A 26,838-nucleotide genomic window follows, 5' to 3' on the forward strand; every position below is an offset into this window, starting at 1 on the left:
CTTTGCTTGAGCAATCGTCGTGCCGAGTTTGAATGTGCTTTTATTTCAACTGGTTAGCGCTTTTAGGATAGTTGCGGCGCTGTTGCCGTGTGGGCGTTGCCTGTTGATCGTGTGTTGCGCTGCAGACAGTTGGCCAGGTGTTGGCGGCTGTGCAGTTGGGGGATTTATAGAGGATTACGGAATGATGAAAAAGGAATAAGATTTTATATTCTTATTCCCTATTTTGATTTTCATGTGCTGGGGCCGCTTCGCGCCCCATCGCGACACAAGGCCGCTCCCACAGGATTTGCGCTGCCTGTGACGCAACACTGAACCTGTGGGAGCGGCCTTGCGTCGCGAAAGGGCTGCGAAGCGGCCCCAGAAGTCTCAAGTGTGCGGCACGCTCCGAGGCACTACCCCACCCGCATACTCCGGCTTCAGATGCCCCTGCTCATCCAGCAGATAGGCATCCATCACCTCCCGCACCACCGGCCCTGCCACCCGCCCGCCAGCTTCACCATTCTCGATCATCACCGCCACCACCACACTCGGGTGATCAGCCGGGGCAAAGCCGACGAACAGGGCATTGTCGCGGTGCCGCTCCAGGGTCTTGTCGCGGTTGTAGCGTTCGCCCTGCTTGATCGCCACTACCTGCGCGGTGCCGCTCTTGCCGGCAATCCGGTATTGCGCACCGGCCGCGGCTGCGCGGGCGATGCCGCGCGGGTCGTGCATGACCATCTGCATGCCCTGGCTGACCTGGTCCCAGGCGTGCCTGTCGTGCAGCACGATATTGGGCATCGGGTTGGGGTCTACCGGCGCATCGCCGCCCACGGTCATGGCCAGGTGCGGGCGGTGCCACACGCCCTTGCTCGCCAGCAGGCTGGTGGCCTGGGCCAGCTGTAGCGGGGTGACCTGCATGTAGCCCTGGCCGATGCCAAGGATCAGCGTCTCGCCCGGGAACCAGGCCTGGCGCCGGGTGGCGCGCTTCCACTCGGCCGACGGCATCAGCCCGGACGCTTCCTCGAACATGTCCAGCGACACCTTCTGGCCCAGGCCGAACTCGGCCATATAGTCGTGCAGGCGGTCGATGCCCAGCTTGTGCGCCAGGTCATAGAAGTAGGTGTCGTTGGAACGCATGATGGCGGTGTACATATCCACCCAGCCATCGCCGCTGCGGTTCCAGTTGCGGTACTTGTGGTCGTAGTTGGGCAGCTCGTAGTAGCCCGGGTCGAACACCCGGCTGCCCGGGGTGATCACGCCGCTGTCGAGGCCGGCGATGGCCACCTCCGGCTTCACCGTCGAACCCGGCGCATACAGGCCGCGCAGCACGCGGTTGAACAGCGGGCGGTCGATGGAATCGCGCAGGGCGGCGTACTGTTTGAAGCTGATGCCCTTGACGAACAGGTTGGGGTCGAAGCTGGGATTGCTGACCATCGCCAGCACGTCGCCATTGGCCGGGTCGAGCACCACCACCGAGCCACGGCGGTCGCCCAGGGCCTTTTCCGCGGCCAGTTGCAGGTGGGCGTCCAAGGTCAGGACGATGTCCTGGCCCGGGGTCGGGGCCTTGTGGTTGAGCACACGCATCACCCGGCCCTGGGCGTTGGTCTCGACCTCCTCGTAGCCCACATGACCGTGCAGCTGGCTTTCGTAGAAGTGCTCGATGCCGGTCTTGCCGATCGACTGGGTGCCCCGGTATTCGGTGCTGTCGAGGGTCTTGGCCTCTTTCTCGTTGATGCGCCCCACATAGCCCACCGAGTGGGCGAAATGCTCGGCCAGCGGGTACTCGCGGATGAACTGTGGTTCCACCTCCAGGCCTGGCAGGCGGAACTGGTTCACCGCCACCAGGGCTATCTGCTCTTCGCTCAGGCCGACCATCAGGGTCACCGGTTCGAACGGCTTGCGGCCACGGCGCAGGTCCTTGTCGAACTGCTTGCGGTCGTCGTCGGTCAGGCTCAGCACCTGGGCCAGGGTATCGAGCACCTTGGCCGTGTCGCCGCCGGCCCGCTCGCGGGTCATGGTCAGGTCGAAGCTGGGCTTGTTGTCGGCCAGCACCACGCCGTTGCGGTCGTAGATCAGCCCGCGCTCGGGGGCGATGGGCAGCACGTGCACGCGGTTGTTTTCCGATACGGCGGTCTGCTGGTCGTGTTGCAGCACCTGCAGCACATAGAGCCGGCCCACCAGGACGGCGACCAGGCTGAAGACCAGGGCGGCGCAGGCCAGAAGCCGGCGGTTGACCAGGTGCTTTTCCTTTTCGTGGTCCTTGAGGGGTATGGGTTGCGGCATCGGGGTTCTGTCTGCTGATGGTGTGGCTGGGTGAGGTGTGAGCGCTTTGGGCACGCGCCTGTGGGAGCGGGCGTGCCCGCGAATGGGCCGCGCAGCGGCCCCGGGGGGCGGTGATGCTACGCAAGGTAGTGAGCCCCCTCAAGGTGAAGGCCTGCGGCTGCAGAAGCGAAGAGGGCTGCCACGCCCGCAATCAGGGCGCTCGCCAGCAAAATGAAGATTTGTTCATGGCGGCAGTGCGTTGGTGGGGGGCGGCGGCAACAGACATACTGCTGGGATATCTCTTGTTCGCCTGCTCCACTTGGCCTGGCTGACTCAGCGCTGGACGCTGCCGTGTGATGCGCTGGCGATCAAGCTGGCGCCGCACGCGGTTTTCATGCCGTCGAGCGCGACAGGAACTCCGTTGACGCGGTAGGTGTCGCTACCCTCGATGATTGGGAATTCTCCTTTACAGAGTGGGCAAAATACCATGCTGCCTTTGCCAGCCAATGGTTTTCCGTTGAGGTTTGTGTGGGGAATGGCATCAAGTACTATTCCGCCGTGGTCGGTTGTGTCGCCCAGTCGAACTATTTGGTTCATTGTGATTAAGTTCCTGTACTGCTGAAGTATGTATTCCGTGCTTGTGAGCTATTCGGTTTATGGGGTATCTATTTTTTCTTGCTGGTTCTACTGCGAAACTTAATGGTCGCTTCTGCGGGGTAATTTAAGCGCGTACAGATTTTTGTAAAAATCCCAGTGGATTATTTTTAAGTTATTTTCGTCTACGTAGATGGTGTTTGCGTAATCGAGTTCCTTTGCAAATTTCTGCCATTCTTCTAGTGTTGTGCTGATTGCTGGAAAGGCATCATCTATGTTGATAATTATTATGGTTTCTGAATTTTTTAATTCTATGGTTGATGCTGCGCCCAATATTTCGACTATCAATCTGTCCCTTTGGGTGTGGCCTATTTCAATTCTGTTGGGAATGTTCTCCCAGTGGATTTTCGAAGGGCCTGCTGGTAGTAGTTCTCCAATTTTTTTCAAAACTTCATCTTGTCTTTCAAAGAGATGGGTGTTGATATAGGTCCGACACTCTGGTGTGAAATTCATCGGTTAAATCTCCTTAATAGTCCCTGGCGGTTTTTGATTTGCCTCGAATTAGATTATTGTTTCTGGTCCCAATACCGTTGGTATTCACGATGCGGATCAGGCGTATGTTTGGGGGCCTGATCAGCTCTCAATTTTAGGTCGGGAGCGGCGACAGCAGGCACACTCCTGGAATGTCCCTTATTCGCCTGCTCCACTTAGCCTGGCTGACTCAGCGATGGACGCTACCGTGTGATGCGCTGGCCGGTCTTCATTCCGTCAAGCGCGACAGGAGTGCTATTGACGCGGTAGGAGTCGCTGCCCTCGATGATTGGCAACTCGCCTTCGCATTGAGGAAAAAAACCATGTTACGTTTGCCGGCCATCGGTTTGCCGTTAAGGCCTGTACTGTCTATGGAGCCAATCACGATACCTCTATGGTCGGTTTTGTCGTAAAGTCGAACTATTTTCTTCATTGTGGTTGAGGTCTATGTATTGTTGGCGTGTTGTTTGATTCGGTCCTTTGTTTAGAGTGAATTAATTAGTGTGTCTATCTTTTCGGCTGCGCGTGCATTTTTTTTGTCAAGTTCATGATGCGCCTCGGTGTTAATGAAATTCTTGATGTGTGAAAATTTCTTCGGGCCGAGATGGGTGTTCCATTTGCGGAGAAAATCTAGCGGAGCTAAATTTCTTTTCAATTTTGTGAAGGTAAGGTATGGGGCTTCGTCTATGCCGTCCATTAGTGACATTATATAATTATCCCAATCGGACTGGCTTTCTAACCAAACATCTCGCCATTCACATGCGGAATGTTTTACGTCCAATCCGAGTGGTTCGATTTCAGGAATTAGCTCCAAAAGCTCTGGTGTGATCGGTGTGTTGAATTCGTCGATCACAAGCCAGTAGAGCCGGCTTGCTATTGAGTTGATGACATATGAGGCGGTGTTTGTCTCGTCGGAATTACTCTTAAGGACTTTGTGAAGGTTATCTATCTTTTCTAGCGTTTGCTTGGGGATGTTGCTTTTTTGGGCGAGTTCAAAAAAATCTTTTTCAGTTTTCTTTATACGGTGGCAGGAAAAATCCGCGCACATGTAATAATTGTCGCCACCGTTAATGATTGTTTTGACGATTTTTCGCGCTATTTCTCTGATTTTTAGAGATTCGTGCTTTGTCGTTGTGTCAAGTATTTCGCCACAAAAGCTATCAGTGCTCAGTATTAAAATGAGGTCATCAAAAGTCGCATTCATTGTTGCTGCCTTTCGGGGCTGGATGGGATTTCGAGTGTGCCTGTTTTTATATCGGTTGCTGCTTTTTTGTGACCCTGCCAAGATCCGCTCGCCATCAGGGTTATAGGCCACTTCTTCTCACCGCCGTTGGCGTCGGTGATGGCGATAGGCAGGTTGTCGCTGTTGTAGGTATCAGCTCTCAATTCTAGGTCGGGAGCGGCGGCAACAGACATACTTCTGGGATGTCTCTTGTTCGCCAGCTCCACTTGGCCTGGGTGACTCAGCGATGCACGCTGCCGCGTGATGCGCTGGCGATCAAGCTGGCGCCGCACGCGGTTTTCATACCATCGAGTGCGACAGGAACTCCGTTGACGCGGTAGGTATCACTGCCCTCGATGATTGGGAATTCTCCTTTGCATAAAGGACAGAAAACCATGTTGCCTTTACCGGCCATAGGCGTGCCGTTGAGGTTTGTGTGTGGGATAGATTCCATGACTATTCCACCATGGTCGGTTGTGTCTCCAAGTCTAACGATTAGCTGCATATGAATAATCCTTACGTTGGAATTCGCTCGGCATGACTTTGGCTATATACTCTTGACGTTATGCCATTCTTCGTTTGCGCTGATCCGTCCTTCGACCTTGTCGATCCTTGTGTCCTCATTTTTTGTTATTAGTGTGTATCGTCGATAGGGTAGGATAGATTTCTTATTGTGCGTGCAAATTAGAGTTGTACGATCATCAGTTTCTAATGTGTTCTCTAGTATTTCTTGAGCGTACTCCGGGGGGCGTGCTGTGGCCAATATGTCTAGTCGACCTTTTGCAATGTTTTTAAAGGCGCGCGAAGTCAGGGAGTTAGTGAATATTTCAAATAGCTCGCTTCTTTTGGATTGCAGTATGTTGTTGCGCACTTCTGGGTCGTCATTGTATTCTTTGGTTTTTTTTAGCTTGTCTAGTGTGGTCTCCCATTCGAGCATGGATGTTATAAATTGCTGTAATTTTTCAGTAGGAGTCATGTTTTTCCTATGAGTTCATCGGCATGGGCAGCCGCAAGGGTTAGGGAATTCTTGTCTTTGCGTGACGCCATTTACTCTTGCTTGATATAAAACACTGTGTGGTCTTGTTTCTCCTGCTTCATATTTTGGGGTTATCCGAACGACTACGGTGGTGTTTGGGTTTTTGGCTTGGTTGTAAATGTTCTCTTCAAAGACTCTGAATGTTCCTGTATTTACATTGCTGTTTTGGGGGAAGACATTTCCCTTTCCGCCTAGACCGCCTAGGCGGTTGGCGATTGCATGGCCAGCATGGTCACCACTACAACCAATTTCTTGGGCGTATCTGCGAGAGCTTCGATTGATATTTGTTCCAGTATCAAGGTCTTTGTCTCTTATCTGGGCAACTACGCTCCGTAAAGTGCCGTTATCATTTTGGCGATACCTAAATTTTGGATTTTCGCCCCATAGTCCCAGCGGGTCTACCCATTCGGTGGGATTAGGGCCGTAGTTGTAAATGTTTAGGCCTCCAGAGAAGCCTATCGGATCCTTCCCAATGAAGCGGCCTACATTGGGGTCGTAGTAGCGATATCTGTTGTAATGAAGTTTGGTTTCTATGTCAAAATATTGACCTTGGAAACGTATTTGACTGGCGATCTGTAGGTTAGCCGCCTCTATTTTATCTTTTTCGGCATTCGTGCCCTCTCTACCCAGAGTGCTATAAATGGCTTCCCAAATTATTTTTTTACTGCACCCGGTAATTTCCGTCGGAGTGCCAAGATGGTCGCACTGGTACCAGCCCAGGGTGTAAAACCGCTTCGGCGTTAATTTTTCCTGCCAAACCGGATCTCTGTCGATGGCATACGGGAAGTCGTAATGTGGCTGATGCAGCATCTCCTCAATGTGATTCATCACCCCTTGCGCAACCGGAACGAAAGTCCCCGGCTCAAACACATAGTGCGTAGTCCGCCCCTTACCATCCCGACCGCGCTGCTCGAACGCCAGCGTATCGCCGTCCCAGATGAACAGCGTCAGATCGCACCCCAGCTTTTCATCCAGCGCTCGCCGCGCATTCTCGTTCCAGACCGGCCCTGCTTGTAACCGTTTGCGGTACTTCGAGCGCGAGTCCTTGTACACCCGGCGGCCTAACGCGTCATAGCCAAATTCGACAACCAGCCGCTCATCCTCGTAGCGCCGCAGCCGGTCATACAGGTCCCAGGTAAACTTGCCTGTCTTGCCGTTCTCAATCCGCTCCTGCAGGTTGCCGCGCTCGTCGTACCGATACTGCGTGCCGCAGTAGCTGCGCAGCACGTTGTCCATCAGCTTGTGCGGCGAGTGCGGATTAGGATTGGGTGGTGCCTCGGGGTCCAGCAGGTTGCTCGCCGGGTCGAAGGCGAAGGTTTCCTTCTCGTAGTTGCGGCTGGCTTCAAGCAAGCGGCCAACCGGGTCGTAGCGATAGTGCAGGTGGCCACGGTTCAGGTCGTCGATGTGGCACAGCTGGCCGGCCTCGTCGTAGCGGTAGCTGCGCGCCGCGATGCGTCTGGATTCACCTTGGCGAACCAGTGTCTGCTCCAGCAACTGGCCATTCGGGCTCCAGGTCTGGCGCTGGACCAGGCCATTGCCTTGCACGCGGCCGATCTCCCGGTGCAGATCATCTCGCTCGTAGCTGATCAGCTCCTGGTCATCGAGCTTGAGCGCAAGCAGGTGGCCGCTGCCGTAGGTCAGCCAGCTGACTTTGTGCCCATCGGGGCGGGTGGTGGCGATGCGTTGGTTGAGGGCGTCGTACTCATGCCTGAACACGGCAACCTGTGGCTTGACCAGATAATCCAGCCACTGATGCTCGCGCGTGTTGTTGCCGGCAGCATCGTAGAACCATTGCAGCCTGCAGGCCTCATTGTTGGCCGCCAGCAGGTTGCCATTGCCGTCATAGGCAAAGGTTTCAACCTCCCACTTGTCACCGCCACGCCGAGCGGCCTTGCGCTGGATGAGCCGGCCCATGGGGTCGTACTCGAAGTGCGTGGTCCTGTCGCCATCCACGCGGCGGGTGGGCAGGTTGCTGCCGTTGTCGTAGAGGTAATGGGTGGTCTCTTTGTCGAAGCCGGTTTCCTTGAGCAGCCGCCCGACAGGGTCATATTTGAAGCAGGCTTCGCTATTGTTCTCGTTGCGCAGGCGTACCAGCTGGCCGAGCTTGTTCCAGTGGTAGGTGAGGGTGGTGTCATTGGCGTTGTGGCGCTGGTCAATCAACCCTGCTTCGTTGTAGGTCCAGGCGGTTCGGCGATACAGGGCATCGGTGTGGCTGAGCAAGCGGCCTTCGGCATCGCGCTCGAAGCGTTCGGTGGTCTTGTCCGGGTGGATGAGCAACACCAGCTGACCGGCTTCGTACTGGTATTCGGTAACCTCGCCGGCGGCGTTGATCAGTTTGGCCAGTTGCCCCAACGCGTTGTATTTCCACTGCGTGGTCTTGCCTGAGCAATCGGTGTAGCTCGTCAGCTGGCCATCAGGGTTATAGGCCAACTTCTTCTCACCGCCGTTGGCGTCGGTGATGGCGATGGGCAGGTTGTCGCTGTTGTAGGTATAGAGGGTCTTGTTCTCCAGTGGGTCCTGGGTTTCGATGATGTTGCCGCGCTGGTCGTAATCGTACTTCCACAGGCCGCCCTCGGCATCGCGGGTCTTGAAGCGCTGGTCCAGGTCGTCATAGGCGTGGTGGATCGAGGTCCCGTCCGGGCGTGTGTGCTGGAGTAGATTGCCGCGGTCGTCATAGGCGTAGACATCGACGCTGCCATCGGTATGGATGTGTTGGGTGACGTTCTTGGCGGCATCCCGGTAAAGCCACTCCTCGTTCTTGTCGGGATGGATGATGCGATAGGGGTAGCCGAGAATGTCGCAGAAATGCTGGGTTTCATTGCCGTTGGCGTCCACGATGCGGGTAAGGCGGATGTTCGGGTCCCAGCTCAATCGGGTGTCCAGACTGCCATCGTCGCCCCACTCGCGAACAGCTTTGGCATCCGCGCCTTCGCCAAGCCATTCGAGGTTCATGCCCCGGCCGGTGCGGTCGGTGTAGCGCGTCACCAGATGGTGCTTGTACTGGTACGTCCATGGCGCCCCGTGTTCGTCCTTGGCGCTGCACAGATCGCCTTGTGCGTCATAGGTATATGACGCCAGTTGGCGTTGTGGCTGGCCCTCGTACATCAGCCAAAGCGCGATGACGCGCCCCTGGTCATCAATCTGCGTGTGGATATGCTGATGAGGTGTGTCGTGTTGATAGGTCACCAGATCGGAGAGCGCGGCAGTGTCGGCTACACAATGCTCGTAGTGCAGTGAAATGCTGGAGCCGCCCTTGTTCCTGATGGCGCTCAGGCGAAACTGATTACCGTACCGCTGGTAGATCTCTTGGCTTTCATGACCCCGAAACAGGGCGAGGGTGTCTTTGGCGACCCGAGCGATGACCACATTCTCGATGGCATCGTAGTGACTGCCTTTGAGCTTGGGCATCAAGTACTTCTGACTTCTACCGTCAGTACCATGGTAGGTAAGCCGGTCGTCGTCGAGATCGAAGCGAGCCGCGAACGGGGTTATCCAGCGCGCTCCGTATGGCCCGCTGTCGAACGCTGATAACGAGGAGCGATAGGTGCGGTTCCATTCGATAGGGAATACCCCAGGTAGCTGGAAATCGGTATGGACGATCGTTTCGCTACCCGTGGCGAAGCTGATGCTGCAGTTGGTAGCCGCTTTTGCGCCACGCTTCTTGCAGTTAGGGTCTGCCTTTGCTGCCCGCTGACCAGGAGCTGCCTCGGTGCCATGGCGCCCCTGGACGCCACGGCTTTGGCTGGTTGAGCCAGGCGCGACGCTACTTCGTCTCGGTGTGTATCCTCTTCTGCGCAATGCCAGGCTTAGTGCACTCAAAATTGAGGCGATGCTGCCTGGGTCCGCCTTGCTGCCGATCGCAACTATCTTGTCGCCTGCCATCCGGCCGATGCTTTCGAGGCTTTGTGCGACAGGCTCAAGCAGCGCTTTTAGCTTTTCGCTTTCTCCGAAGCCCAGTTCGTTCTTGCTGAAGCCAATCCCGGTTTTTCGTTTGAAGTAGTCAGATGCCTCTGCAACCAGCCGCATCCCTGGGAACAGGGCGGTCAAGGCGACATCCTTCACCGTTCCGTCCGCCACCGAGCGGATCAGGTTGGCGAGGAACCTGCAAACCTCGACAATCTTCTCCGCGAAGCTGGCCAGGATGCTATGCAACCTGGCTTCGATCTCGCCGATGAATTCTTCAAGGTCACCGGGACAAACCTCGGCGAGTGCGCCTTCAATCGCTTTGAGAAGTGCTTGAGCGATGCCGTCCTTGGAGGCGCTTCTCAGCGATTTCAGCGTTGGGCGCATGACCATCCGTGCGGGCCCGACACCAGGAAGTGGCGCGATCGCAAACAGATTGATGCCCAAGCCTACCCAGTTGAACGGGTCAGCCCGATAGGCATTGTCACCCTTGGCCAGCTCTATGATGTCGCCAATGGCATCTGTTGCAGCAAAGATGGACCCGGCTACAGGGAGAACTTCGCCAACAGAAATGACGGTCCTCCAGTTGACAATGTCTCCTGTGAGGTCCGTTAGCCATCTGGCCAGCATTTCGGTGCCGGCTCTTACGTCCTCTTCATCGAAGGTCTCTTTAGGGGCGACTACCCCGCCACACCTATCCATGTTGGTTTGTCCTTGCATTGGGGAGCGTCATCGGTAGCGGGGGCTCTTGCGACGGGGTGGTAGCAATGCGCGGAGCCTTCAGCGCGGATTGGATGAATCGCTTGGCATCGTGAGCGTCCATCTCGCCTGATCTGATGAGTTGGCTCACGGCTTCCTGCATTGCCGCTGCGGGGCTGAGGGGCATGCTTTGATCGGAAGTGGAGGGTGAAGGCTGTTCCGCAAACGGTGCCGCGGAGATGGCTTTGGTTTGGTCGCGACCCACGTGGACTTTTACTGGCCCCGCTGCGAGTCCGGATATGGCAGCAAACCCGTTTTCGTCCAATGTCCCTTTGACGACCTGGCCCAGTGCGTCCTCGACTTCGTACGCGGCCCCCTTGAACGCATGGTTGTTCGCGTAGTGCTGGAACAGTTCGAGGTTACCGCTACCTGTTTTGGGGGCGTCGGGAAACGCCGCCGCCTGGCTTTTCGAACCTTTGTAGATGAAGTCAGTCGCGTGCGCGGTGTACTGGCCAGCGGTGGCATGCAGGATTCCCCCTGCGGTGTAGGTGGTACTGCTGCCGCCCCCCTGGATGACCAATTCCTCCTTGGCACTGAGGGTGATGCGTTCGGCGGTGACGCTGACCTTGAGCTTGGCCAGCAGGTTGATGTTGTCCTTGAGGGCCTTCAGGTCGATGTCGCCGGTGGCCGCGACCAGTCGCCAGCCCATGCTCTGGACGAACTGGCGTACCCCTCGGCTGGCACTGATCAGCAGGCGCTTGCCGATGGCCAGGCTGGTGTGGCCACCCGTGCTCAGGCCCAGGTGTTCGCCGCTGGCGATGTGGGTGGATTCCGGGGTGGTGGTCGCGATGCCGGTCGGGCTGGCGAGCACCAGCTGCGGGTCGGCCAGTTCCGGAAACCGGTTGGCTTCAGGGTTGCCGCCGTAGCCGCAGATGGCGTCGTGCTGTGCCTTGAGCGCTTCACCGACCTCATCCTGATCGCCGCCTTCCTGGGCCAGGTGGTCGCGGGCGACCCTGGCGAAGGTGGTGTGGTACTGCTGTGCGGTCTGCAGGCGTTCGGCGGTTTCGGCCAGGTCGGTGTGGTGCTGGACGGCGCGGGCGCGCAGCTCGGTGGTCAGCAGCAGGCCGCCGCCTGCGCGGATCACCCCGTGGGTATCGGTGCGCAGCTCGAAACCTTGGCCACGGGGCTGGCCACCGAAGTGACGCGGATGGGTCAGGTAACCCAGGTGCAGCGCGGTGTGGTCGTGGTCACTCATCAGCGCCGCGCTGATCTGCCCGGTGGTGTCGTCCAGGCGTAGTTCGTTGTGCCGCTTGCCGTGGTGCTCCTTGCTGCGGAGCGGGCTCAACGCCTTGAACTCGGGCAGGCGATACGGCGGGCGGTTGACGATGTGGTAGCTACGCCCGGTGATCATCGGTTGGTCAGGGTCGCCGTCGAGGAAACTGACCACCACTTCCTGGCCAATGCGGGGTATGGCCATATGGCCCCAGGTGGCACCGGCCCAGGCCTGGGTCACCCGCACCCAGCACGAGCTCTTGTCGTCGTCCTGGCCCAGGCGGTCCCAGGGGAACTGCACGCGCACGCGGCCGTGCTCGTCGCAGTAGATTTCCTCGCCGGGTGGGCCGACCACCTTGGCCATCTGCGGGCCGTCGATCACGGGCTTGGGGCAAGCAGGTGCATGCCATTCGACCCGGGCTGGAATCAAGGTGGCGGTGAAGGTGTAGGACGTGCCGACTTCGGCTTCGGCAGCATCCTCTTCCAGCGCTGTGAACTGCTGCCCCTTGTGCGTGATCTGCATCGGCCGCCAGAGGATGTTCAGGTCCTCACGGGCATGGCCGGCCAGCTGGAAGGCAATGCCCGGCTGCAGGCGCGCGTCGTCGCCTTTGACCTGGGCCACCCGGGCATCGCCGAACAAGGCGTTGATACGGGTCTGGGTAAACGGCTTGCCGGCGTTGTCGTGCTTGTAGCGGCCGGGGTAGTCGTAGCGCTCGTACTCGTTGCCCTGGTTGCCCATGTCCCTGGGGTACAGGGTGTGTTCCAGGTTGTAGCGCGGGTGGGTGAAGGTGTAGTCGCGCTGGACCTGGATACTGGTGCGTACCTGCTCGCGATAGCGGAAGTCATGCAGGCAGGGCTGGCGCGCCGTGCCACCCCGGTTGGCCACGTACAACACCGGGTCGCCTTCCAGGCTGCCGAACTGGCTGATCTGGTCCGCCTGGACCACGCCATGGCTGCCTTGGCTGTGCTCGAAGATCGAGATCAGGCCTTCTTCTGCCGATAGCCGCCAGAAGAAATTCAGGTCCAGATCACCGGCCTGTACGCAGAACTCACGCGTCTGGTGCGGGTTGACCAGGTACTGGGTCAGCGTTCCCCACCGGCGCTCGCGGAACAGCTCCTCGAGCAACTGCGGCACGGGGCGGTGCTGAAAGATGCGCCAGTCCGACTGCAGGCCGGCGCGGGCTAGCTGCGGTTCGACAATGGCGCGGTAGCGGGTGCGGCGGTGGCTGGTCTTGCCCTGTTCGAAGCTGCTGATCAGGCCATGCACGTGACGCACCGGTTGCTCCTGCTGCCAGATGGTCAGCAGCGCGGGGTGGTCGAGCAGGGTGGCGAAGTCGGCATCGTCGGCGAAACTCACCAGTTCGACTTCCAGGCGATACAACTGGCTGACGCCTTCGGTCAGCTCGAATGACACGACATCAAACTGAATGGCTTCGTCGGCTGGGGTACTGAAGGTAAAGCGCACATCATTCAGGTTGCTCATGCGTACTCCTGCGGTTCGTCCCATCGGGCAGGTTCATGAAACCGGTCGCGTCCTATGACGCGAGGCATTAGTTGTGCTCACGACCGTAATGAGGAATCCGTTCCTGGTCGTGAAAGTTGCTTCCTAAAAATTTGTAGGAAGTTTCGCTAAATGCAGGATCTATCTTGTTTCGGGCAAAGTTTTACTTGCTGCGCCCATCGGCACAGTGACTGTTGCGTCATGTCAGTTCGAGGTTGTCGAGTTCATGGCTGCAGCATCGCCTGCAGTGATGCCAGTACTTGCTGGGTAATGCCGTCAAGTTTGGTGGCGAAGTAGAAATACAGGCCTGTGCAGAACACGCCCATCACGGCCCAGGGCGTCCACCAGGGCAGTTGGCGGTTCATGCGGTAATGCCGGGGCGCGACATTGGCCAGAGGGTCGGTCAGGGGTTGCGATTCGGCTTCGGGGCCATGCAGTTCAACGATCCGGTCATGGACCCGCTTGAGCCTGGCGGCCAGTTCCTCATCGCCATTGGTCTGGTTGGCGTACTTGCCGCGGTAGCCCAGTGCCAGGCACCAGAACAGGAACACAAACAGGTCGTAGCGCTGTTCGGGGGCGTCCAGCAAGCGTTCGAGCACGCTGAAGAATTTCTCGCCGCCCCAGGTTTCCTGATGGATGGCGCTGAGCAAGGACTGGACTTTCCAGGACGAGTCGCGCCCCCAGGAGGTGGTCATCACGGCTTCATCGACCACGCAACACAAGCAGTAGGAAAACACCACGCGGTCGCCTTCGTCGCAGTGTTCAAGCTGGCGTACCTGCTCGACCATGCCGTGGATCATGTTCTTGACGTGGGCATGCAACTGCTCGACGTGGTCATAGTGTTCGGTGCCTTCCAGGCGAATGACCAGGCCGAACAGGGGAGAGGCGATGTCGAAGAGGGGGAATGTGGTGTTCGAGCGGGTGTCGAATCCCAGCGCGTCGACATGAGGGAACAGTTCGCTGAGTGGGGGCGACCCGCGCGTATCTTTTTGGTCCTTGTCATACGATTGAGCGGATGTAACGGTCATAGGGCGGACCTCCTGGTCACATCACCGGCTGCCGCCCGGTCCGGGCAGGCCATAGCTGGCGGGTTGCATTGGCGGTGTTGATGATCTGCAGTTGATGGAAGGAGTTGCTGTTGGCGTACAACGTCATGAAGTGGGACAGCACGTTGCCGAACAGCTGCACCTCACCCTCGCATTCGAAGCCGGCAGGGTCGATGTGCAGGGTGGTGCGCATGCCCCGAACCGGCACGCCCTTGACCAGCCAATCGCAGGGCTCGTTGTCCACCTGTCTGATGGCGTCGAGGCGCTGGGTGGTATTGCGCTCCTGCTGCAGGTCATGGGCGGCGACAAAGTCGTAAACCCGCAGTACCGCGGCAAGAGTTGCAGGAGAAGACAGCGACAGGTTGTTCAGCGCAAGGTTGGAGACCAGCGCCCAGTGGCGCTCACCTTGGCCACCGCTCTGCAGCATCGGCGGGTAGCTGCGGGTGGGGCGGGTGAGGTTTCGATAGGTGACGAACGAGGGGGTGTCCTGGGTGGTCACATCGACCTCGCCAACCCTGAGCTGCTGCGCAAGGGGCCCGTTGCTGCAGGTAAGGTCGATGTTCAGTTCTTCGTGCAGGCCAAGGTAGGGCGCAAGGTTGTGATGCACCAGGCGAATCCTGTGTTGCACCTTGTCATTGACGGGTTCCTGCTCGATGTCCAGCTTGTAGTAGCGGGCGGGCGTCGGCTCGGCCAACGGGAAGTCGCGGTCCAGGGCCTCGAAGGGTTTGAAGTCCTGTACGTGATCGTTGGATTTCTGGCGTTGGCTGCTGACTCGATCAATGCTGAAAATTTCACCTTTCTTGCCGCCCTGGCGCCCCATTCGCACGGTTTCACACAGCGCCTGCCCATTCAACGGGATGGGCTCTGCCGTACAACTGAACAGGTTGATGGCAGGGATGCAGTTGAGCAGGATCGTTGTCTGGTCGATCTGTATGTCGGGCGGGAGGGGCGCACTGAAACCGAACTCCAGCTGGATATGAACGGCGGCCTCGTCAGGCCAGTAGCTGCCGAGCCCGTCAATGCGAAACCCATGAAAGCGCTCCGGGAAGCAGAAGAATTCGTGCAGGATGCGGTAGCCATCCATCTGCTCGCCGGGGCTGGGCAGCAGCGCTTCATTTGCCTCGAAACCGACGAAGGCCACTGAGGGTGGTAGCGCAAAGCGGTGCTGGCCGATATGCAGATCAAGCTTGTTCAGGTGCCGCGCCAGCCACTGGTAGAGGGTGAGTGCATTGCGTTTACTGCCAGCCAGATGAAACCGCAGCTGGTCGCACTTCATCTGCCGCAGCGGCTGCTCGGACAAGGCGCCCAGGTCGATGCGCACTACCGGTGCTTCGGCACTGGGTTGCGTGGTGATGCTGCGAATTTCCAGCGGCGCGATAGCCAGGTCCGCGCAGGTGCGGAACTCGCAGCTCACGCCGTCAACGGCTCGGGAGAACACAGGGGTGCCTTTGGGCAGCACCTGGGTCTCGCTCAGCGCGTGGTCGACAGGCTGGAACTGCATCAGTGTCATGCTCGGCAGCGGACGCAGAAAATTGGGGTAGAGCAGCTGCAGCAACGGGTGGGTCAGCTCGGGCAGATGGTCTTCGATCTTCATGACCAGGCGAGCGGTCAGGAAGGCGAAGTGTTCCATCAGGTACTCGCTGGCCGGGTCCGAGGCGGTGCGACCAAGGACAGGCGCCAGACGCGGGTCGTCCTCGACAAAGTCGTCACCCAATTCCCGTAGGGTCTGCTGCTCCTGCATGAACCAGTCTTTGAACTTCATGTTTATCGCGTTGGGCGCTCTATCTGGTGGCATGTGCCGGGGTTGATGAAAAGTGCGCATGGCGTATTTGTAGGAAAGTTCCCACAAGTTGCTGGGTTGTTAACTTTCCTGAGGCAAGTTCTTTTTATTTCATAATTCAGGAAAGTCACCGGCGTCTGCAAGAAAAGTGTTAGCTGGTATTTCTTGCTTGATATCATTGAATAGTGTTTTTCAATGCTGCTACTGTTTTTGCCAGTGTGCACTGTGAGGTGCCTTAAATCATTCGGATATGCAGTCGGTAAGGTTTGCCGCTATGAAAGTGAACAAGGACAGTCTGCTGCGCGGTGTATTGCTGGTGCAGCGTCAGGCAATGCCGGTAGTTGTTGGTGTGGTACTGCTCGGCGTTGCTGCCGCAGTGGTCTGGCTATGGTGGTTGGGGCCTGAATGGCGTTGGCGTGAGCAGCAACCGTTGGTTGACCTGCCGGTGCGGATTGCGGCAACCGTGCTGCTGGTGATGCTGCCATTGCTGGCATGGAGCGCGTGGGTGCATCGGCGCAACCGCTCGATCGTACGCGAACAGCAACGGCAGCGGCGCGAGGTGGAAGACCCGTGCCTGGTGCATCTGCAGGCCCAGCAGCGCTCCCTCGACAGCAGCCTGGCCCGCTTGCGCGACAGCCAAGGTGGCCGCGGGCACCGTTACGATGTGCCGTGGTACCTCATCCTTGGCGAACAGAATGCGGGCAAGTCGAGCTTCGTCAGCCGTTCGGATCAGCGTTTTGCACTCGCCCGCACCGATGGCGCCACCCAGCGGGCCTGCACGGATCCGGACCTGGCTTTTGGCATCGACTGGTGGGTAGGTGACGACGCGGTGCTGATCGATCCGCCGGGCGAGTTCATCAGCCAGCCTGAGCGCCCGGCGCGTGTGGTTAAGCCCATCAAGGAGGAGGGGGGCGATAACAACACGCTGCCAGCAGTGCAGGAGGCGGCACTGACGGCGAGAGCACCGGCCGAGCCCACAGGCCTGCCGGCGGGCGTCGAGCGACGCCTGTGGCGGCACATGATTGGCTGGCTTGCCCAGAACCGCAGCCGACGGCCACTCAATGGCGTGGTCTTGCTGGTGGATATGGTCAACCTGTTCGGGCGACCGGCGAAGGCGCGACGTGACCTGGCCTTGATGCTGCGCGCGCGCCTGACGGAGCTGGGCGGTGAGTTGGGTACGCGTTTGCCGCTGTACGTGGTGATGAGCAAGTTCGACTTGCTGGACGGTTTCGAGGAACTGTTCGCCGCGCTCCCGGCCCGTGAGCGGGAAGAGGTGCAGGGCTTTACCTTCACGTTGGGTTCGGTAAAGGACTTCGATGCCTGGCTGCAGGAGCTGGAGGGAGCCTATCAGGGCTTCCTGGGGCGCCTCGCCAGGCAACTGATGAGCGCTACCGTGGGCGCGCCTGGCACCACGGGCAAGAGCGCCTGCTCGCTGCTTCGGGAGCTGAGCGGGGCGCAGGAGATGTTGCTGAATTTCCTTGGAGATGTACTGGTCAGTGACCGCTACAGCACCCCACCCCTGGTGCGTGGCCTGTACTTTTCCTCGGTCTACCAGCGAGGCGAAGTGCGCAACCTGCTCGCGGATGCTTCTGCCCGCGCCTTTGCCTTCGCTACCCCGGCGTTGTCGACCAAGCCGCAAGGCACCTCCGTGGTGTATTTCGCGCAGCGGCTGTTGCAACGCGTGGTCTACCCCGAGGCCGGCCTGGCGGGCGACAACCGCAAGGTCGCCCGGCGCAAGGGCCGCCTGTTGAAGGGCGGCGCCGTGGCGGCGAGTGTGTGCGGGTTGGCCATGGCCGGTGGTTGGGCGTACTTCTACAGCGTCAACCGTGACAAGGCGGAGCAGGTACTGGAGAAAAGCCTTGCGTTCAGCAACACCAGCACGGACGCCAAGGATGATTTGACCGGGCGCGGCCTGCTGCTGCCGTTGAATGAGATCCGTGATGCCGTGAGCCTGTACGGCGATTATCGCTCTGGTTGGAGTGTGTTCACGGATATGGGGCTGTACCAGGGCAAAGCCATTGGCCCGCAAGTGGACCAGGCGTACCTGAATGCCCTGGCCCAGCGCTTTCTACCGGTGATTGCGGGCGGCGTGGCAGCGTCTGTCAAGCAAGCTGCCCCCGGTAGCGACGAGCAGTTGGCGGCATTGCGCGTGTATCGCATGATCGAGGATCGCGGTAATCGTCGGGCGGAGATGGTCGAGCAATGGATGGCTCGCGAGTGGCAAAGGGCGTATCCGGGCCAGGGCCAGCTGCAGGCCGCGCTGATGCGCCACCTCAGGTACGCTTTGGCCTACGCAGATGTCGAGCTGCCGGAGTATCGGAAGGTCGTTGCCCAAGCGCAGCAGCAGTTGCGCAAGCTACCGCTGGCCGAGCGTGTCTACATCGGCTTGAGGCAGCAGGCTCGGGAGCAATTGCACGGTGAGCTGGATTTGCGCAACGAGATCGGCCCAGCGTTCGATATCGTCTACAGGCCACTGGCCGAGCGCGATCACCAGGCGGCCGTCGACGCCAATTTGTCCCTGCCACCTTTACTGACGGCGACGGGCTTTCGCGACTATTTCGACCAGCATAGCCAGAACGTGGCCGACCTCGCCCTGGTCGATCAGTGGGTGCTAGGGGAGCGGCGTAGCCTCGACTACTCCGACATGGACCGCCAGGCCCTGGCGGAGCGTCTGCGAGCCCTGTACAGCGCCGACTACATCGACAGTTGGCGGCGTGTGCTGAACCAGTTTTCGGTTGCCGAATTCAGCGATCTTGCGCATGCCTTGGGTGTTCTGGAACAAGTCAGCGGCCCGGCAGCGCCGATACGCCGGCTGCTGGAAACCGTGCGCAGCAATACGCTGATCTATCCGCAGGCCGCGGACAGCGAGAAGGAATCGAACGCCGATCCGCAGGTTCGCATGCAGGCCATGGGCATCTATCGGTCTTTCGCGGGGCTTTCGGGGATGCTCGACGTGCGGGGTGACAAACCGTCCTACCATGACGAAACACTCCAGGCGATCAGCGCTGTACACGACTACCTGAAGGCGGTGCAGGACAGCCCTGACCGGGGCAAGGCCGCCCTGGCGCTAGTGTTGAGCCGTTTTTCGGAAACGGCGCCCGACCCCATTCGCAACCTTCAGCGCATTGCCACGGGCCTGCCGGAACCCCTCAATCGGCATGTTCGCCAGCTGGCGGAGCAGACTTCGCAGGTGTTGATGGTCATGGCGTTACGGGAGCTGGAGCAGCGTTGGGATGCCGAGGTTTACAGCGTCTACCAGGAGCGACTGGCCTCACGCTATCCCATCGACCCGGCCGGGCCGGATGTGTCGCTCAAGGATTTTGAAGCCTTCTTTGGCCCGCAAGGCCAGCTCAAGCGCTTCCAGGACCAGTACCTTGCGGTGTTTCTCGAAGACAACCTCGATGCGCTGTACTCCCGTGCGGATGAAGGTTACCTGGTCCGCCCCGAAGTCATGGTGCAGCTCAAGCAGGCTGAAGCCATACGCAACGCGTTTTTCGACAATCGCGGGGAGCTGAACGTGAGCTTCGGCCTGGAGCCTCTGGCGATCAGCGGTGGCTTGCGCGGCAGTGTCTTCGACCTGGATGGGCAGCTGCATGCGTTTGCGGACCGGGGCAAGGAGCCGATCGGCATGACCTGGCCGGGCCCTGCCGGGGAGAGTGGGCATAGCCGTGTCACCCTGGTGCAGGTTGCCGGTACCACAGTCAGCCTGGGCTATCACGGCCCCTGGTCGCTCTACCGCCTGCTCAGCCGCGGTGGGCTGAATGCCCGTACATCCACCAGTATCGATCTCGGTTTCATGATTGCCGGCGATACGGCGCGCTACAAGGTTCACACCACGGGCGCAAACAACCCCTTCACCCGCCAGCTCTTTGCAGGGTTCGCCCTGCCGCAGCGGTTGTTGCGTGACGGCACGGCCAGCGCAGTGGCAGGGCGATAGGGCACGGCGCAGGCCACCCAAGAATCCCAATACCAGTGGCCTGGGTCGGGATTCGTTGTCTGTTTGTTCCGGTGCCTGGTCCGGCCTTCACAGGATGCTCATTTTTTTATTGGACGGATCATTTGTCACGGCGGTATTCACTGTCTTGCCTGAGTTCAACGGCGTTGTTCTCGAAGTGAACGTGTACGGTATGGTTGTAACCGCGTGACTGGATGCGGACTGCATCTTTCCAGCGGCCCTTGGGGTTATCGCCCAGGCGAGCAACGACGGCGATGTAGCGGGTGCGCTCGTTGATTTCTTCGTGTTCGATGAACTTGAACTGGCCAGGGGTCAGACGGTAGTCATCGACGCTGATCAGCGTGGTGCCCAGCGCTTTATCCAGGTCTTCTTCGACTTGCTCATAAGTGGCATCCAGCAACAACGAATCGTCCCGGAGCTGAAGTACCTTGAAAACGATGGATGACGGGGCCTGGTGTTGTGGTTGCAGGTCGAGTTCCTCAGGCAAAGCAGTTTGGGGCGTTGCGTAACTGGCCAATGCCGCAGGCGCCTTCGGCCCGACGATGGCTTGCTCGCCCTCGACAGAAGCGGGGTAGTTGCGGTGCAGCTGCTCCGCCAGTGAGCTCAGCTTGTCAGTCAACTCGACAGGACTTGCGGCGCTGAGGTTGGCCGCCAGCTGTTCCGGTTGGCCATGCAGCGGTATTTGTTCGCCTGAATCTGTCGGTTCGAGGCTGACAGGCGCAGGCGGGTCTGCGGCGTAGAGGCTCAGCGCCAGGTGGCTGATGTCATTGTTGGGGCCACCGACAGGCAGAGCCGGATCCATCGCCACCTGGTAGATCTTGCTGATCGAAGTACAGCCACTGATCGCCAGGCAGGCCAGTAGTAAACCTACAGGCTTGTTCATTGCACCTCCTTGCCGAAGATTTCGACTATGGCCGGGTCAACCCGGGCTTGTGCGGCCCTGTCCAGATAGGCCAACGGATCAAGCTCATCCACAGGCCCAGGCATTGAGGCCTGGAAAAATCCGGCGATATCCGTAATCGGTACGCCAAGTACCTGCAGCGGGCACATCAGCTGATCAACCCCCGGCTCGGAGAGTGGGTTCCTGCCGGTATGCGGCTGCGGCTCTTCCTCGTCCTCGCCCAGGTGTATGGCAATCTGATAGTCACCCATCTGCAGTCTGTCGTTGTGCCTGAGGCGGACAGGCGTACCCGAAAGCAACTGGGTGTCACTGCCATTCATGAAACTCTTGCCGCTGTGGTCAATGATGCAGAAATGGCCTTCATGCCAGCCGATTTCGCAGTGCACCGGCAGGATGCGAACGCCCCGATCATGCAGGCGCCAGTCACCTTGACTGCCGATGGAGCCGCCAGCCCGATCGAAGCGATGCCGCGGTTCGCTGCCGTGCAAGAGTTTTTCCGGGTTGAGGACGGTGAGCGTGACGCTGGGGGAGAGAACATTTGTACTCATGTGCGTACCGTGATGCGAACAGGGGGAGGCGTGGGGTCATTGCGGTTGGCGATGAAGCTTGTCCAACCCAGGTGGGTGCCATGCTCGGCCCGTAGGCTGAAGGGTGGGGCTTGCTCGGCGCACATGCGTAACTCCAGGTCATAGGCCCCGACATCACGGAGCAGGAATCCCACCAGCCGTGCCAGCCTCTGGTAGTTGTCACCGCTGGGCAGGAATTGGCGGAACTGTTGCTGATCCAGGCCTGCGATCACAATGGTGAACTTGCTGCTGCGTGACTCGACGCTGTCGCCAACCAGGAAGTTGTTGCCGAGTTGGTAGTTTCTGGCCCCCAGGCAGTTGCGTTGGGAAGTGGGAATCGACACGGTGCGCTTTTCGAATTCGCGGATGGCAACCTGCTGGAGGTCGAAGCAATGCGCGATCATGCCGGCTACCATGCCGGGGGAGCGGCTGCGGCTGGCGATCATTCCCACGAAACTGAGCAAGCGGCTCCAGGGTAGCGGCGTAGCGCCGCGTAGTGCTGAGTCGTCCAGGCCGATCAGGGCGAAGACATAGCGGGAGAAACCGTCCTTCGCGCCCGGTTGAAAGCGCACGTAGTAGCGGTACTTGCGCCACGCTTGATGGAGCAGGGTATGAAGGCGATGGTTGAAGAAATTGAGGAAAGCCGGGCGTAAACCGATGCCGTGTGCGTTTTCGTAGGCGATTTCGTCAAGGTAGTAAGTGGGCAGTGGCGAGTCTGTGCCATGCAGGCCCAGAAAACTTGCCTGGATGCGGTAGCGGTCGTCCTTCAAGCGATCGGCGCGCAACACGTCGGCAACAGGGAAAGACAGGCTGGGCGACACTTCCAGCCGTAATCGGCGTCGCGTCTCTCGAGCAAGTGGGCGTTGTTCCAGATCGTCGTCGTGTACGTGATACAGCAATTCCAGTAGCTGGAAATAGGCGTACTGGTGGGCGCTTTCCAAAGCGATATCGACCTGGCCAGCGGCGTGCAGAACTACTGGTTTTTCCATGGTTGAGTCTCTTGCCGTAACTAACGGATGCGAAGTGAATGCTGATCGTAGTCGATGGTTTCTGATTCAGGTCATTGTTTTCTCGTCTGAAAGTGGATATCGACCAATAAAAAGAAATTTCTGTAGGAAGTGTCTTTTTTTATTGGTGCGGGGCTGTTTATGTTGACTTTTTGGTAAGGCTTTCAGGGGCGTGGAATTAATAAGTTCATCGAGGGTTGAAGTTGGAAGCCGCTTTTCGAATAGAACCGGAAATTGCTTTATCGAGGAAAACGACGAGTGTTCGTTCACGCCGCGATGAACCTGCTATTCCTAAGAAGACCCCTGAACTCACCAAGGCCCGTCGATGCTGGTCATCGAGCAACTGCACAAATCATTCCTCACCCCCCAGGGCCCGCTCCCCGTGCTGCAGGGCGTCGACCTGTGCCTGGCGCGCGGCAGCAGCCTGGCGCTGATGGGCGAGTCGGGCAGCGGCAAGAGCACCTTGCTGCATTTGGTGGCCGGCCTGGACCGTGCCGACAGTGGCCGCATCCTGATCGACGACACCCCGCTCGACAGCCGTTCCGAGGCGTCGCTGGCGTTGTGGCGGCGGGAGGGCATTGGCCTGGTGTTCCAGCAGTACAACCTGATCAGCAGCCTGGACGTGGGGGCCAATCTTGCGTTCCAGGCGCGGCTGGCCGGTCGGCATGATCCCGATTGGCAGGCCTACCTGGCGCAGCGCCTGGGGCTGGCGGATTTGCTGGTGCGTTACCCGGAGCAATTGTCTGGCGGCCAGCAACAGCGGGTTGCCATCGGCCGCGCCCTGGCCGGGCGCCCGGCCTGGTTGTTGGCCGACGAACCCACCGGCAGCCTCGATGAAACCAGCAGCGATGAGGTGTTGAGCCTGCTGTTGCAACTGGTCGCCGAGGCTGGCAGTGGGGTGCTGATGGTGACCCACAGCCCGCGGCTGGCGGCGCGCTTGCAGCAGCGTTGTTACCTGCAGGCCGGCCGCGTGCGGCCCGAGCAGGGAGGATGAGGCTTCTATCGCTGGCCCTGCTGGCGCTGCTCAGCCACTGGCGGCGCCATCGCGTGCAGTTTTTCAGCATCTTCACCGGCCTGTGGCTGGCCACGGCGCTGTGGACCGGCGTGCAGGCGCTGAACAGCCAGGCACGCAGCGACTATACCCGCGCCAGCGCGGTGCTGGCCGGGCCGTTGCAGGCGCAACTGGTGCCGCGCCGTGGCGAGCGCTTCGACCAGGCACTGTACGTGCAGTTGCGCAGGCTGGGCTGGGCGGTGACGCCGGTACTGGAAGGGCGCTTGCGCTTTGCTGGTGAGCCGGCGCGCAGCGTGCGGTTGATCGGCATTGAGCCGTTGAGCCTGCCGCCGGCCAGCAGCATCGCCGGTGTGCAGCCCGGAACGTTCGATCTGCAGGCCTTTGTCGGCATGCCCGGGCAAGCCTGGGTCGGGCCGGACACCTTGCGCCAGCTGCATGCCGGCCCCGGGGCCTCAGCACGCGACAGCGAAGGGCAGCTGCTGCCGCCGTTGGTTCTACAGCCAGCGCTGGCCCCAGGGGTGATCGTGGTCGATATCGGCCACGCCCAAGCGTTGCTGCATGCACCCGGTCAGTTGTCGCGCTTGCTGGTGGCTGCCACGCCGGGGCCGCTGCCGGCGGATATCTCGCCTTACCTTGAGCTGCAACCCCGGCAGGACGATGGCGGCTTACAGCGGCTGACCGACAGTTTCCACCTCAACCTGACCGCCCTTGGCCTGCTGGCGTTCGTCGTCGGCCTGTTCATTGCCCATGCCGCAATCGGTTTGGCACTGGAACAGCGGCGCGGCCTGATTCGCAACCTGCGCGCCTGTGGCATCAGCCTGCAAACCTTGCTGTGCGCCTTGGTGCTGGAGCTGGGGCTGTTCGCGGTGCTGGGCGGCCTGGCCGGCGTGGCCAGTGGTTACGGGCTGGCCGCGTGGTTGCTGCCCGATGTGGCCGCCAGCTTGCGCGGCCTGTATGGCGCCCAGGTCGCCGGGGCGCTGAGCCTGCCCGCCGGGTGGTGGCTGATGGGCGTGCTGGTGAGCGTGCTGGGGGCGCTGCTGGCGGGTTTGGGCAGTGTACTGCGTGCGGCGCGCTTGCCGTTGCTGGCGCTGGCGCAACCTCAGGCATGGCGGTTGGCCCAGGGGCCTTGGTTGCGGCGCCAGGCCATGGTGGCCGGCCTGTTGCTTTTGCTAGCCCTGGGCTGTGGCGTGCTGGGCGACAGCCTGCCCAGCGCGTTCGGCCTGCTGGCAGGCTTGCTGCTGGCGGCGGCGCTGCTGCTGCCGGCCTTGCTCGACCGGGTGCTGGCCTGGCTGGCGCGCCATTGCCGGCGGCCTTTGGCGCAATGGTTCGCCGCCGACAGCCGCCAGCAATTGCCGGCCCTGAGCCTGGCGTTGATGGCACTGTTGCTGGCGCTGGCGGCCAGTGTCGGGGTGGGCAGCATGACCGAGGGCTTTCGCAAGACCTTTGTCGGCTGGCTTGACCTGCGCCTGTCCGCTGACCTGTATGTCACACCAAGAGACACCGCCCAGGGCTTGCAGATAGCCGAGTGGCTCGGGCAGCAGCCTTCGGTGGATGTGGTATTGCCCGGCTGGCGTGTGGAAACACAGCTGCAGGGCTGGCCGGTGCAGGTCCAGGGCATCGTCGATCATCACGTCTATCGCACACGCTGGCCATTGCTGGCGCAGCAAAAGCAGGCCTGGCAACAACTGGCCGCTGGGCAGGCCGTGATGCTCAGTGAACAGCTGGCCAGGCGACTGAAGCTGCAGCTGGGTGATCGCCTGAGGCTGCTCGCGGACACTTCGCCAGCCCTGAGCGTTGTGGGCATCTATGCCGATTACGGCAACCCCAAAGGGCACATGCTGGTCAACGCCGGCTGGCTGCGCGGGCACTGGCCACAGGCAACCCTGACCGGGTTGAGTGTCGATCTGGTGGGCGACCAGATGTCGGCGCTCGAGGCTGCATTGCAACAGCGCTTCGCCCTGGACGACAGCCGCGTGGTCGAGCAGGCGCGTCTCAAACGTTGGTCGACCGATGTGTTCAACCGCACCTTCGCCGCCACCGCCGCGCTCAACAGCCTCACCCTTGGCGTGGCAGGCGTGGCGCTGTTCATCAACCTGCTGACCCTGGGCCACACCCGCCTGGGCCAGCTGGCGCCGCTGTGGGCACTGGGTGTGCGGCGCACGCATCTGGTGTGGCTGAGCCTCGGGCAGACACTGCTGCTGAGCAGCCTTACCGTGCTGCTGGCGATCCCGCTGGGCATCCTGCTGGCCTGGTGCCTGGTCGCGGTGGTGAACGTGCAGGCATTCGGCTGGCGTTTGCCGCTCTACGTGTTCCCTGCGCAACTTTTGCACCTGGCCGTGCTGGGCATGCTTACCAGCCTGTTGGCCAGCGCCTGGCCACTGTGGCAGCTGGCGCGTCGCCAGCCGCGCGAACTGTTGAGGCCGTTTGCCGATGAAGCGTAGCGCCTGGCTGTTGCTGTGTGGGTTGCTGGGCGGCTGTGACCAGCCCGCCGAGCAAAGTTATGCCGGGCTCGGGCAGCAGGCGGGTGAATTCAGCCAGGTAAGCCGCGGCCATCGCCTGGAATTTCCGCGTGACCACGGGGCACATGATGGCTTCCGCATCGAATGGTGGTATGTCACCGCCAACCTCCAGGACCTCCAGGGGCGGGACTGGGGTGCGCAGTGGACGCTGTTTCGCTCGGCCCTGCGGCCAGGCCCCGAGACTGCTGGCTGGAACAGCCCGAACCTGTGGTTGGGGCACGCGGCGTTGACCGGTCCCGGTGGTCATCAGTCTGGCGAAACCTTGGCGCGTGGGGGTATCGGCCAGGCTGGCGTGCAGGCCCAGCCGTTCCAGGCGTGGATCAATGACTGGTCGTTGCAGGGCAACAGTGGCATCGAGCATCTGCAAATGGTCGCCGGTGGTGACGGCTTTCGCTACGACCTGCAACTGCACAGCGATCAGCCCTTGGTGCTGCACGGGGACCAGGGCTACAGCGAGAAGTCCGGCAAGGGGCAGGCTTCGTACTATTACAGTCAGCCTTTCTATCGGGTGAGTGGGGAAGTGCAGCGTGACGGCCAGTGCATTGCTGTTACCGGCCAGGCCTGGCTGGACCGGGAATGGAGCAGCCAGCCGCTGGCTGCCGGGCAGACGGGTTGGGACTGGTTTTCCCTGCACCTGGACAGTGGCGCCAGGCTGATGCTGTTCCAGGTGCGCGAGGTGCAGGGGGAGGCGTATCGCGCCGGGACCTGGGTCGGCCCGCAAGGTGAGGTGGTGGCACTGCAGGGCGCGCAGATCCAGCTGCAGGCGCTGGCCTGGGCCCGGCAGAAGAACGGCAAGCAGGTGCCGACGCGATGGCGGGTGCAGGTGCCGGGGCATGGCGTGGATGTGCAGGTCGAAGCTGTGGAGTCGCAGGCCTGGATGGAGACGCGGTTCCCGTATTGGGAGGGGCCAGTGCGCTTGACCGGGAGTGCGGGTGGGCGTGGGTATCTGGAGATGACTGGCTATTAGCAATCCTGGGGTTTCTGAGTTTTCCAGGGGCTGCGTTGCAGCCCATCGCCGGCAAGCCCACGGGTGCAGCGTTGATCTCGAGGTTG

General features: G+C 60.2%; 18 protein-coding genes and 1 pseudogene. 4 read left to right on the forward strand and 15 right to left on the reverse strand.

Features of this window, described 5'->3' with window-relative positions:
* Positions 1 to 366: 366 nt before the first annotated feature.
* From mrdA to tssF, 12 genes and pseudogenes are all read right to left on the reverse strand, one after another.
* Positions 367 to 2,262, reverse strand: a complete 1,896-nt coding sequence (gene mrdA, locus ABX298_RS21345) for a penicillin-binding protein 2 (RefSeq protein ID WP_025338725.1) — start codon at positions 2,260 to 2,262, stop codon at positions 367 to 369.
* 312 nt (positions 2,263 to 2,574) lie between these two features.
* The gene (locus ABX298_RS21350; RefSeq protein WP_075044906.1) at positions 2,575 to 2,838 is read right to left on the reverse strand and encodes a PAAR domain-containing protein; all 264 of its coding nucleotides are present in this window, start codon (positions 2,836 to 2,838) and stop codon (positions 2,575 to 2,577) included.
* A 99-nt stretch (positions 2,839 to 2,937) separates the two neighbouring features.
* Positions 2,938 to 3,348, reverse strand: coding sequence for a hypothetical protein (locus tag ABX298_RS21355; RefSeq protein ID WP_157896953.1), 411 nt, complete (start codon positions 3,346 to 3,348; stop codon positions 2,938 to 2,940).
* A 221-nt stretch (positions 3,349 to 3,569) separates the two neighbouring features.
* Positions 3,570 to 3,799 (reverse strand): annotated as a pseudogene (locus ABX298_RS21360) (PAAR domain-containing protein).
* A gap of 51 nt (positions 3,800 to 3,850) precedes the next feature.
* Positions 3,851 to 4,570, reverse strand: a complete 720-nt coding sequence (locus ABX298_RS21365) for a hypothetical protein (RefSeq protein ID WP_317410229.1) — start codon at positions 4,568 to 4,570, stop codon at positions 3,851 to 3,853.
* Positions 4,567 to 4,782, reverse strand: coding sequence for a hypothetical protein (locus ABX298_RS21370; RefSeq protein ID WP_317410228.1), 216 nt, complete (start codon positions 4,780 to 4,782; stop codon positions 4,567 to 4,569). The genes ABX298_RS21365 and ABX298_RS21370 overlap by 4 nt, the downstream gene beginning before the upstream one ends.
* A gap of 47 nt (positions 4,783 to 4,829) precedes the next feature.
* Positions 4,830 to 5,093, reverse strand: coding sequence for a PAAR domain-containing protein (locus ABX298_RS21375; protein ID WP_317410227.1), 264 nt, complete (start codon positions 5,091 to 5,093; stop codon positions 4,830 to 4,832).
* Between the two features lie 42 nt (positions 5,094 to 5,135).
* Positions 5,136 to 5,564 carry an NTF2 fold immunity protein gene (locus ABX298_RS21380; protein ID WP_367393595.1) on the reverse strand — a complete coding sequence of 143 codons (429 nt, stop codon included), beginning with the start codon at positions 5,562 to 5,564 and terminating at the stop codon, positions 5,136 to 5,138.
* A gap of 15 nt (positions 5,565 to 5,579) precedes the next feature.
* Positions 5,580 to 10,247, reverse strand: a complete 4,668-nt coding sequence (locus tag ABX298_RS21385) for an RHS repeat-associated core domain-containing protein (protein ID WP_367393596.1) — start codon at positions 10,245 to 10,247, stop codon at positions 5,580 to 5,582.
* Entirely contained in the window at positions 10,222 to 12,981 is a 2,760-nt protein-coding gene (locus ABX298_RS21390) for a type VI secretion system Vgr family protein (protein ID WP_367393597.1), read from the reverse strand. The genes ABX298_RS21385 and ABX298_RS21390 overlap by 26 nt, the downstream gene beginning before the upstream one ends.
* 242 nt (positions 12,982 to 13,223) lie before the next feature.
* Positions 13,224 to 14,027, reverse strand: coding sequence for a type IVB secretion system protein IcmH/DotU (gene icmH / locus ABX298_RS21395; protein WP_367393598.1), 804 nt, complete (start codon positions 14,025 to 14,027; stop codon positions 13,224 to 13,226).
* Positions 14,028 to 14,043: 16 nt separating this feature from the next.
* Entirely contained in the window at positions 14,044 to 15,807 is a 1,764-nt protein-coding gene (tssF, locus tag ABX298_RS21400; RefSeq protein ID WP_367393599.1) for a type VI secretion system baseplate subunit TssF, read from the reverse strand.
* A 292-nt stretch (positions 15,808 to 16,099) separates the two neighbouring features.
* On the opposite strand from tssF, the gene tssM reads away from it, so the two are divergent.
* Positions 16,100 to 19,762, forward strand: coding sequence for a type VI secretion system membrane subunit TssM (gene tssM / locus ABX298_RS21405; protein ID WP_367393600.1), 3,663 nt, complete (start codon positions 16,100 to 16,102; stop codon positions 19,760 to 19,762).
* 118 nt (positions 19,763 to 19,880) lie between these two features.
* On the opposite strand, the gene tssJ is transcribed toward tssM, so the two are convergent.
* Genes tssJ through tssG form a run of 3 tightly spaced genes read right to left on the reverse strand, consistent with a single transcriptional unit; the run spans position 19,881 to position 22,236 of the window.
* Positions 19,881 to 20,663, reverse strand: coding sequence for a type VI secretion system lipoprotein TssJ (tssJ, locus tag ABX298_RS21410; RefSeq protein ID WP_075044914.1), 783 nt, complete (start codon positions 20,661 to 20,663; stop codon positions 19,881 to 19,883).
* Positions 20,660 to 21,229, reverse strand: a complete 570-nt coding sequence (locus ABX298_RS21415; RefSeq protein ID WP_367393601.1) for an FHA domain-containing protein — start codon at positions 21,227 to 21,229, stop codon at positions 20,660 to 20,662. The genes tssJ and ABX298_RS21415 overlap by 4 nt, the downstream gene beginning before the upstream one ends.
* On the reverse strand, positions 21,226 to 22,236 hold the full coding sequence (gene tssG, locus ABX298_RS21420; protein WP_367393602.1) for a type VI secretion system baseplate subunit TssG: 1,011 nt from the start codon (positions 22,234 to 22,236) through the stop codon (positions 21,226 to 21,228). The genes ABX298_RS21415 and tssG overlap by 4 nt, the downstream gene beginning before the upstream one ends.
* 343 nt (positions 22,237 to 22,579) lie before the next feature.
* Between tssG and ABX298_RS21425 the strand changes: the two genes are divergently transcribed.
* The 3 genes from ABX298_RS21425 to ABX298_RS21435 are packed head-to-tail and all read left to right on the forward strand — an operon-like array spanning position 22,580 to position 26,752.
* Entirely contained in the window at positions 22,580 to 23,248 is a 669-nt protein-coding gene (locus ABX298_RS21425; protein WP_367393603.1) for an ABC transporter ATP-binding protein, read from the forward strand.
* Entirely contained in the window at positions 23,245 to 25,707 is a 2,463-nt protein-coding gene (locus ABX298_RS21430) for an FtsX-like permease family protein (RefSeq protein ID WP_367393604.1), read from the forward strand. Before ABX298_RS21425 ends, ABX298_RS21430 begins: the two co-directional genes overlap by 4 nt.
* On the forward strand, positions 25,697 to 26,752 hold the full coding sequence (locus ABX298_RS21435; RefSeq protein ID WP_367393605.1) for a lipocalin-like domain-containing protein: 1,056 nt from the start codon (positions 25,697 to 25,699) through the stop codon (positions 26,750 to 26,752). The genes ABX298_RS21430 and ABX298_RS21435 overlap by 11 nt, the downstream gene beginning before the upstream one ends.
* Positions 26,753 to 26,838: the final 86 nt, after the last annotated feature.

The sequence above is a fragment of the Pseudomonas sp. X4 genome (assembly GCF_040784925.1).
GTDB classification, from domain to species: domain Bacteria; phylum Pseudomonadota; class Gammaproteobacteria; order Pseudomonadales; family Pseudomonadaceae; genus Aquipseudomonas; species Aquipseudomonas putida_Z.

Coding starts and splice junctions, on each gene's coding strand:
- mrdA (WP_025338725.1), bottom strand. CDS start 2,262: ATGCCGCAACCCATACCCCTCAAGGACCACGAAAAGGAAAAGCACCTG.
- ABX298_RS21350 (WP_075044906.1), bottom strand. CDS start 2,838: ATGAACCAAATAGTTCGACTGGGCGACACAACCGACCACGGCGGAATA.
- ABX298_RS21355 (WP_157896953.1), bottom strand. CDS start 3,348: ATGAATTTCACACCAGAGTGTCGGACCTATATCAACACCCATCTCTTT.
- ABX298_RS21365 (WP_317410229.1), bottom strand. CDS start 4,570: ATGAATGCGACTTTTGATGACCTCATTTTAATACTGAGCACTGATAGC.
- ABX298_RS21370 (WP_317410228.1), bottom strand. CDS start 4,782: ATGTCTGTTGCCGCCGCTCCCGACCTAGAATTGAGAGCTGATACCTAC.
- ABX298_RS21375 (WP_317410227.1), bottom strand. CDS start 5,093: ATGCAGCTAATCGTTAGACTTGGAGACACAACCGACCATGGTGGAATA.
- ABX298_RS21380 (WP_367393595.1), bottom strand. CDS start 5,564: ATGACTCCTACTGAAAAATTACAGCAATTTATAACATCCATGCTCGAA.
- ABX298_RS21385 (WP_367393596.1), bottom strand. CDS start 10,247: ATGCAAGGACAAACCAACATGGATAGGTGTGGCGGGGTAGTCGCCCCT.
- ABX298_RS21390 (WP_367393597.1), bottom strand. CDS start 12,981: ATGAGCAACCTGAATGATGTGCGCTTTACCTTCAGTACCCCAGCCGAC.
- icmH (WP_367393598.1), bottom strand. CDS start 14,027: ATGACCGTTACATCCGCTCAATCGTATGACAAGGACCAAAAAGATACG.
- tssF (WP_367393599.1), bottom strand. CDS start 15,807: ATGAAGTTCAAAGACTGGTTCATGCAGGAGCAGCAGACCCTACGGGAA.
- tssM (WP_367393600.1), top strand. CDS start 16,100: ATGAAAGTGAACAAGGACAGTCTGCTGCGCGGTGTATTGCTGGTGCAG.
- tssJ (WP_075044914.1), bottom strand. CDS start 20,663: ATGAACAAGCCTGTAGGTTTACTACTGGCCTGCCTGGCGATCAGTGGC.
- ABX298_RS21415 (WP_367393601.1), bottom strand. CDS start 21,229: ATGAGTACAAATGTTCTCTCCCCCAGCGTCACGCTCACCGTCCTCAAC.
- tssG (WP_367393602.1), bottom strand. CDS start 22,236: ATGGAAAAACCAGTAGTTCTGCACGCCGCTGGCCAGGTCGATATCGCT.
- ABX298_RS21425 (WP_367393603.1), top strand. CDS start 22,580: ATGCTGGTCATCGAGCAACTGCACAAATCATTCCTCACCCCCCAGGGC.
- ABX298_RS21430 (WP_367393604.1), top strand. CDS start 23,245: ATGAGGCTTCTATCGCTGGCCCTGCTGGCGCTGCTCAGCCACTGGCGG.
- ABX298_RS21435 (WP_367393605.1), top strand. CDS start 25,697: ATGAAGCGTAGCGCCTGGCTGTTGCTGTGTGGGTTGCTGGGCGGCTGT.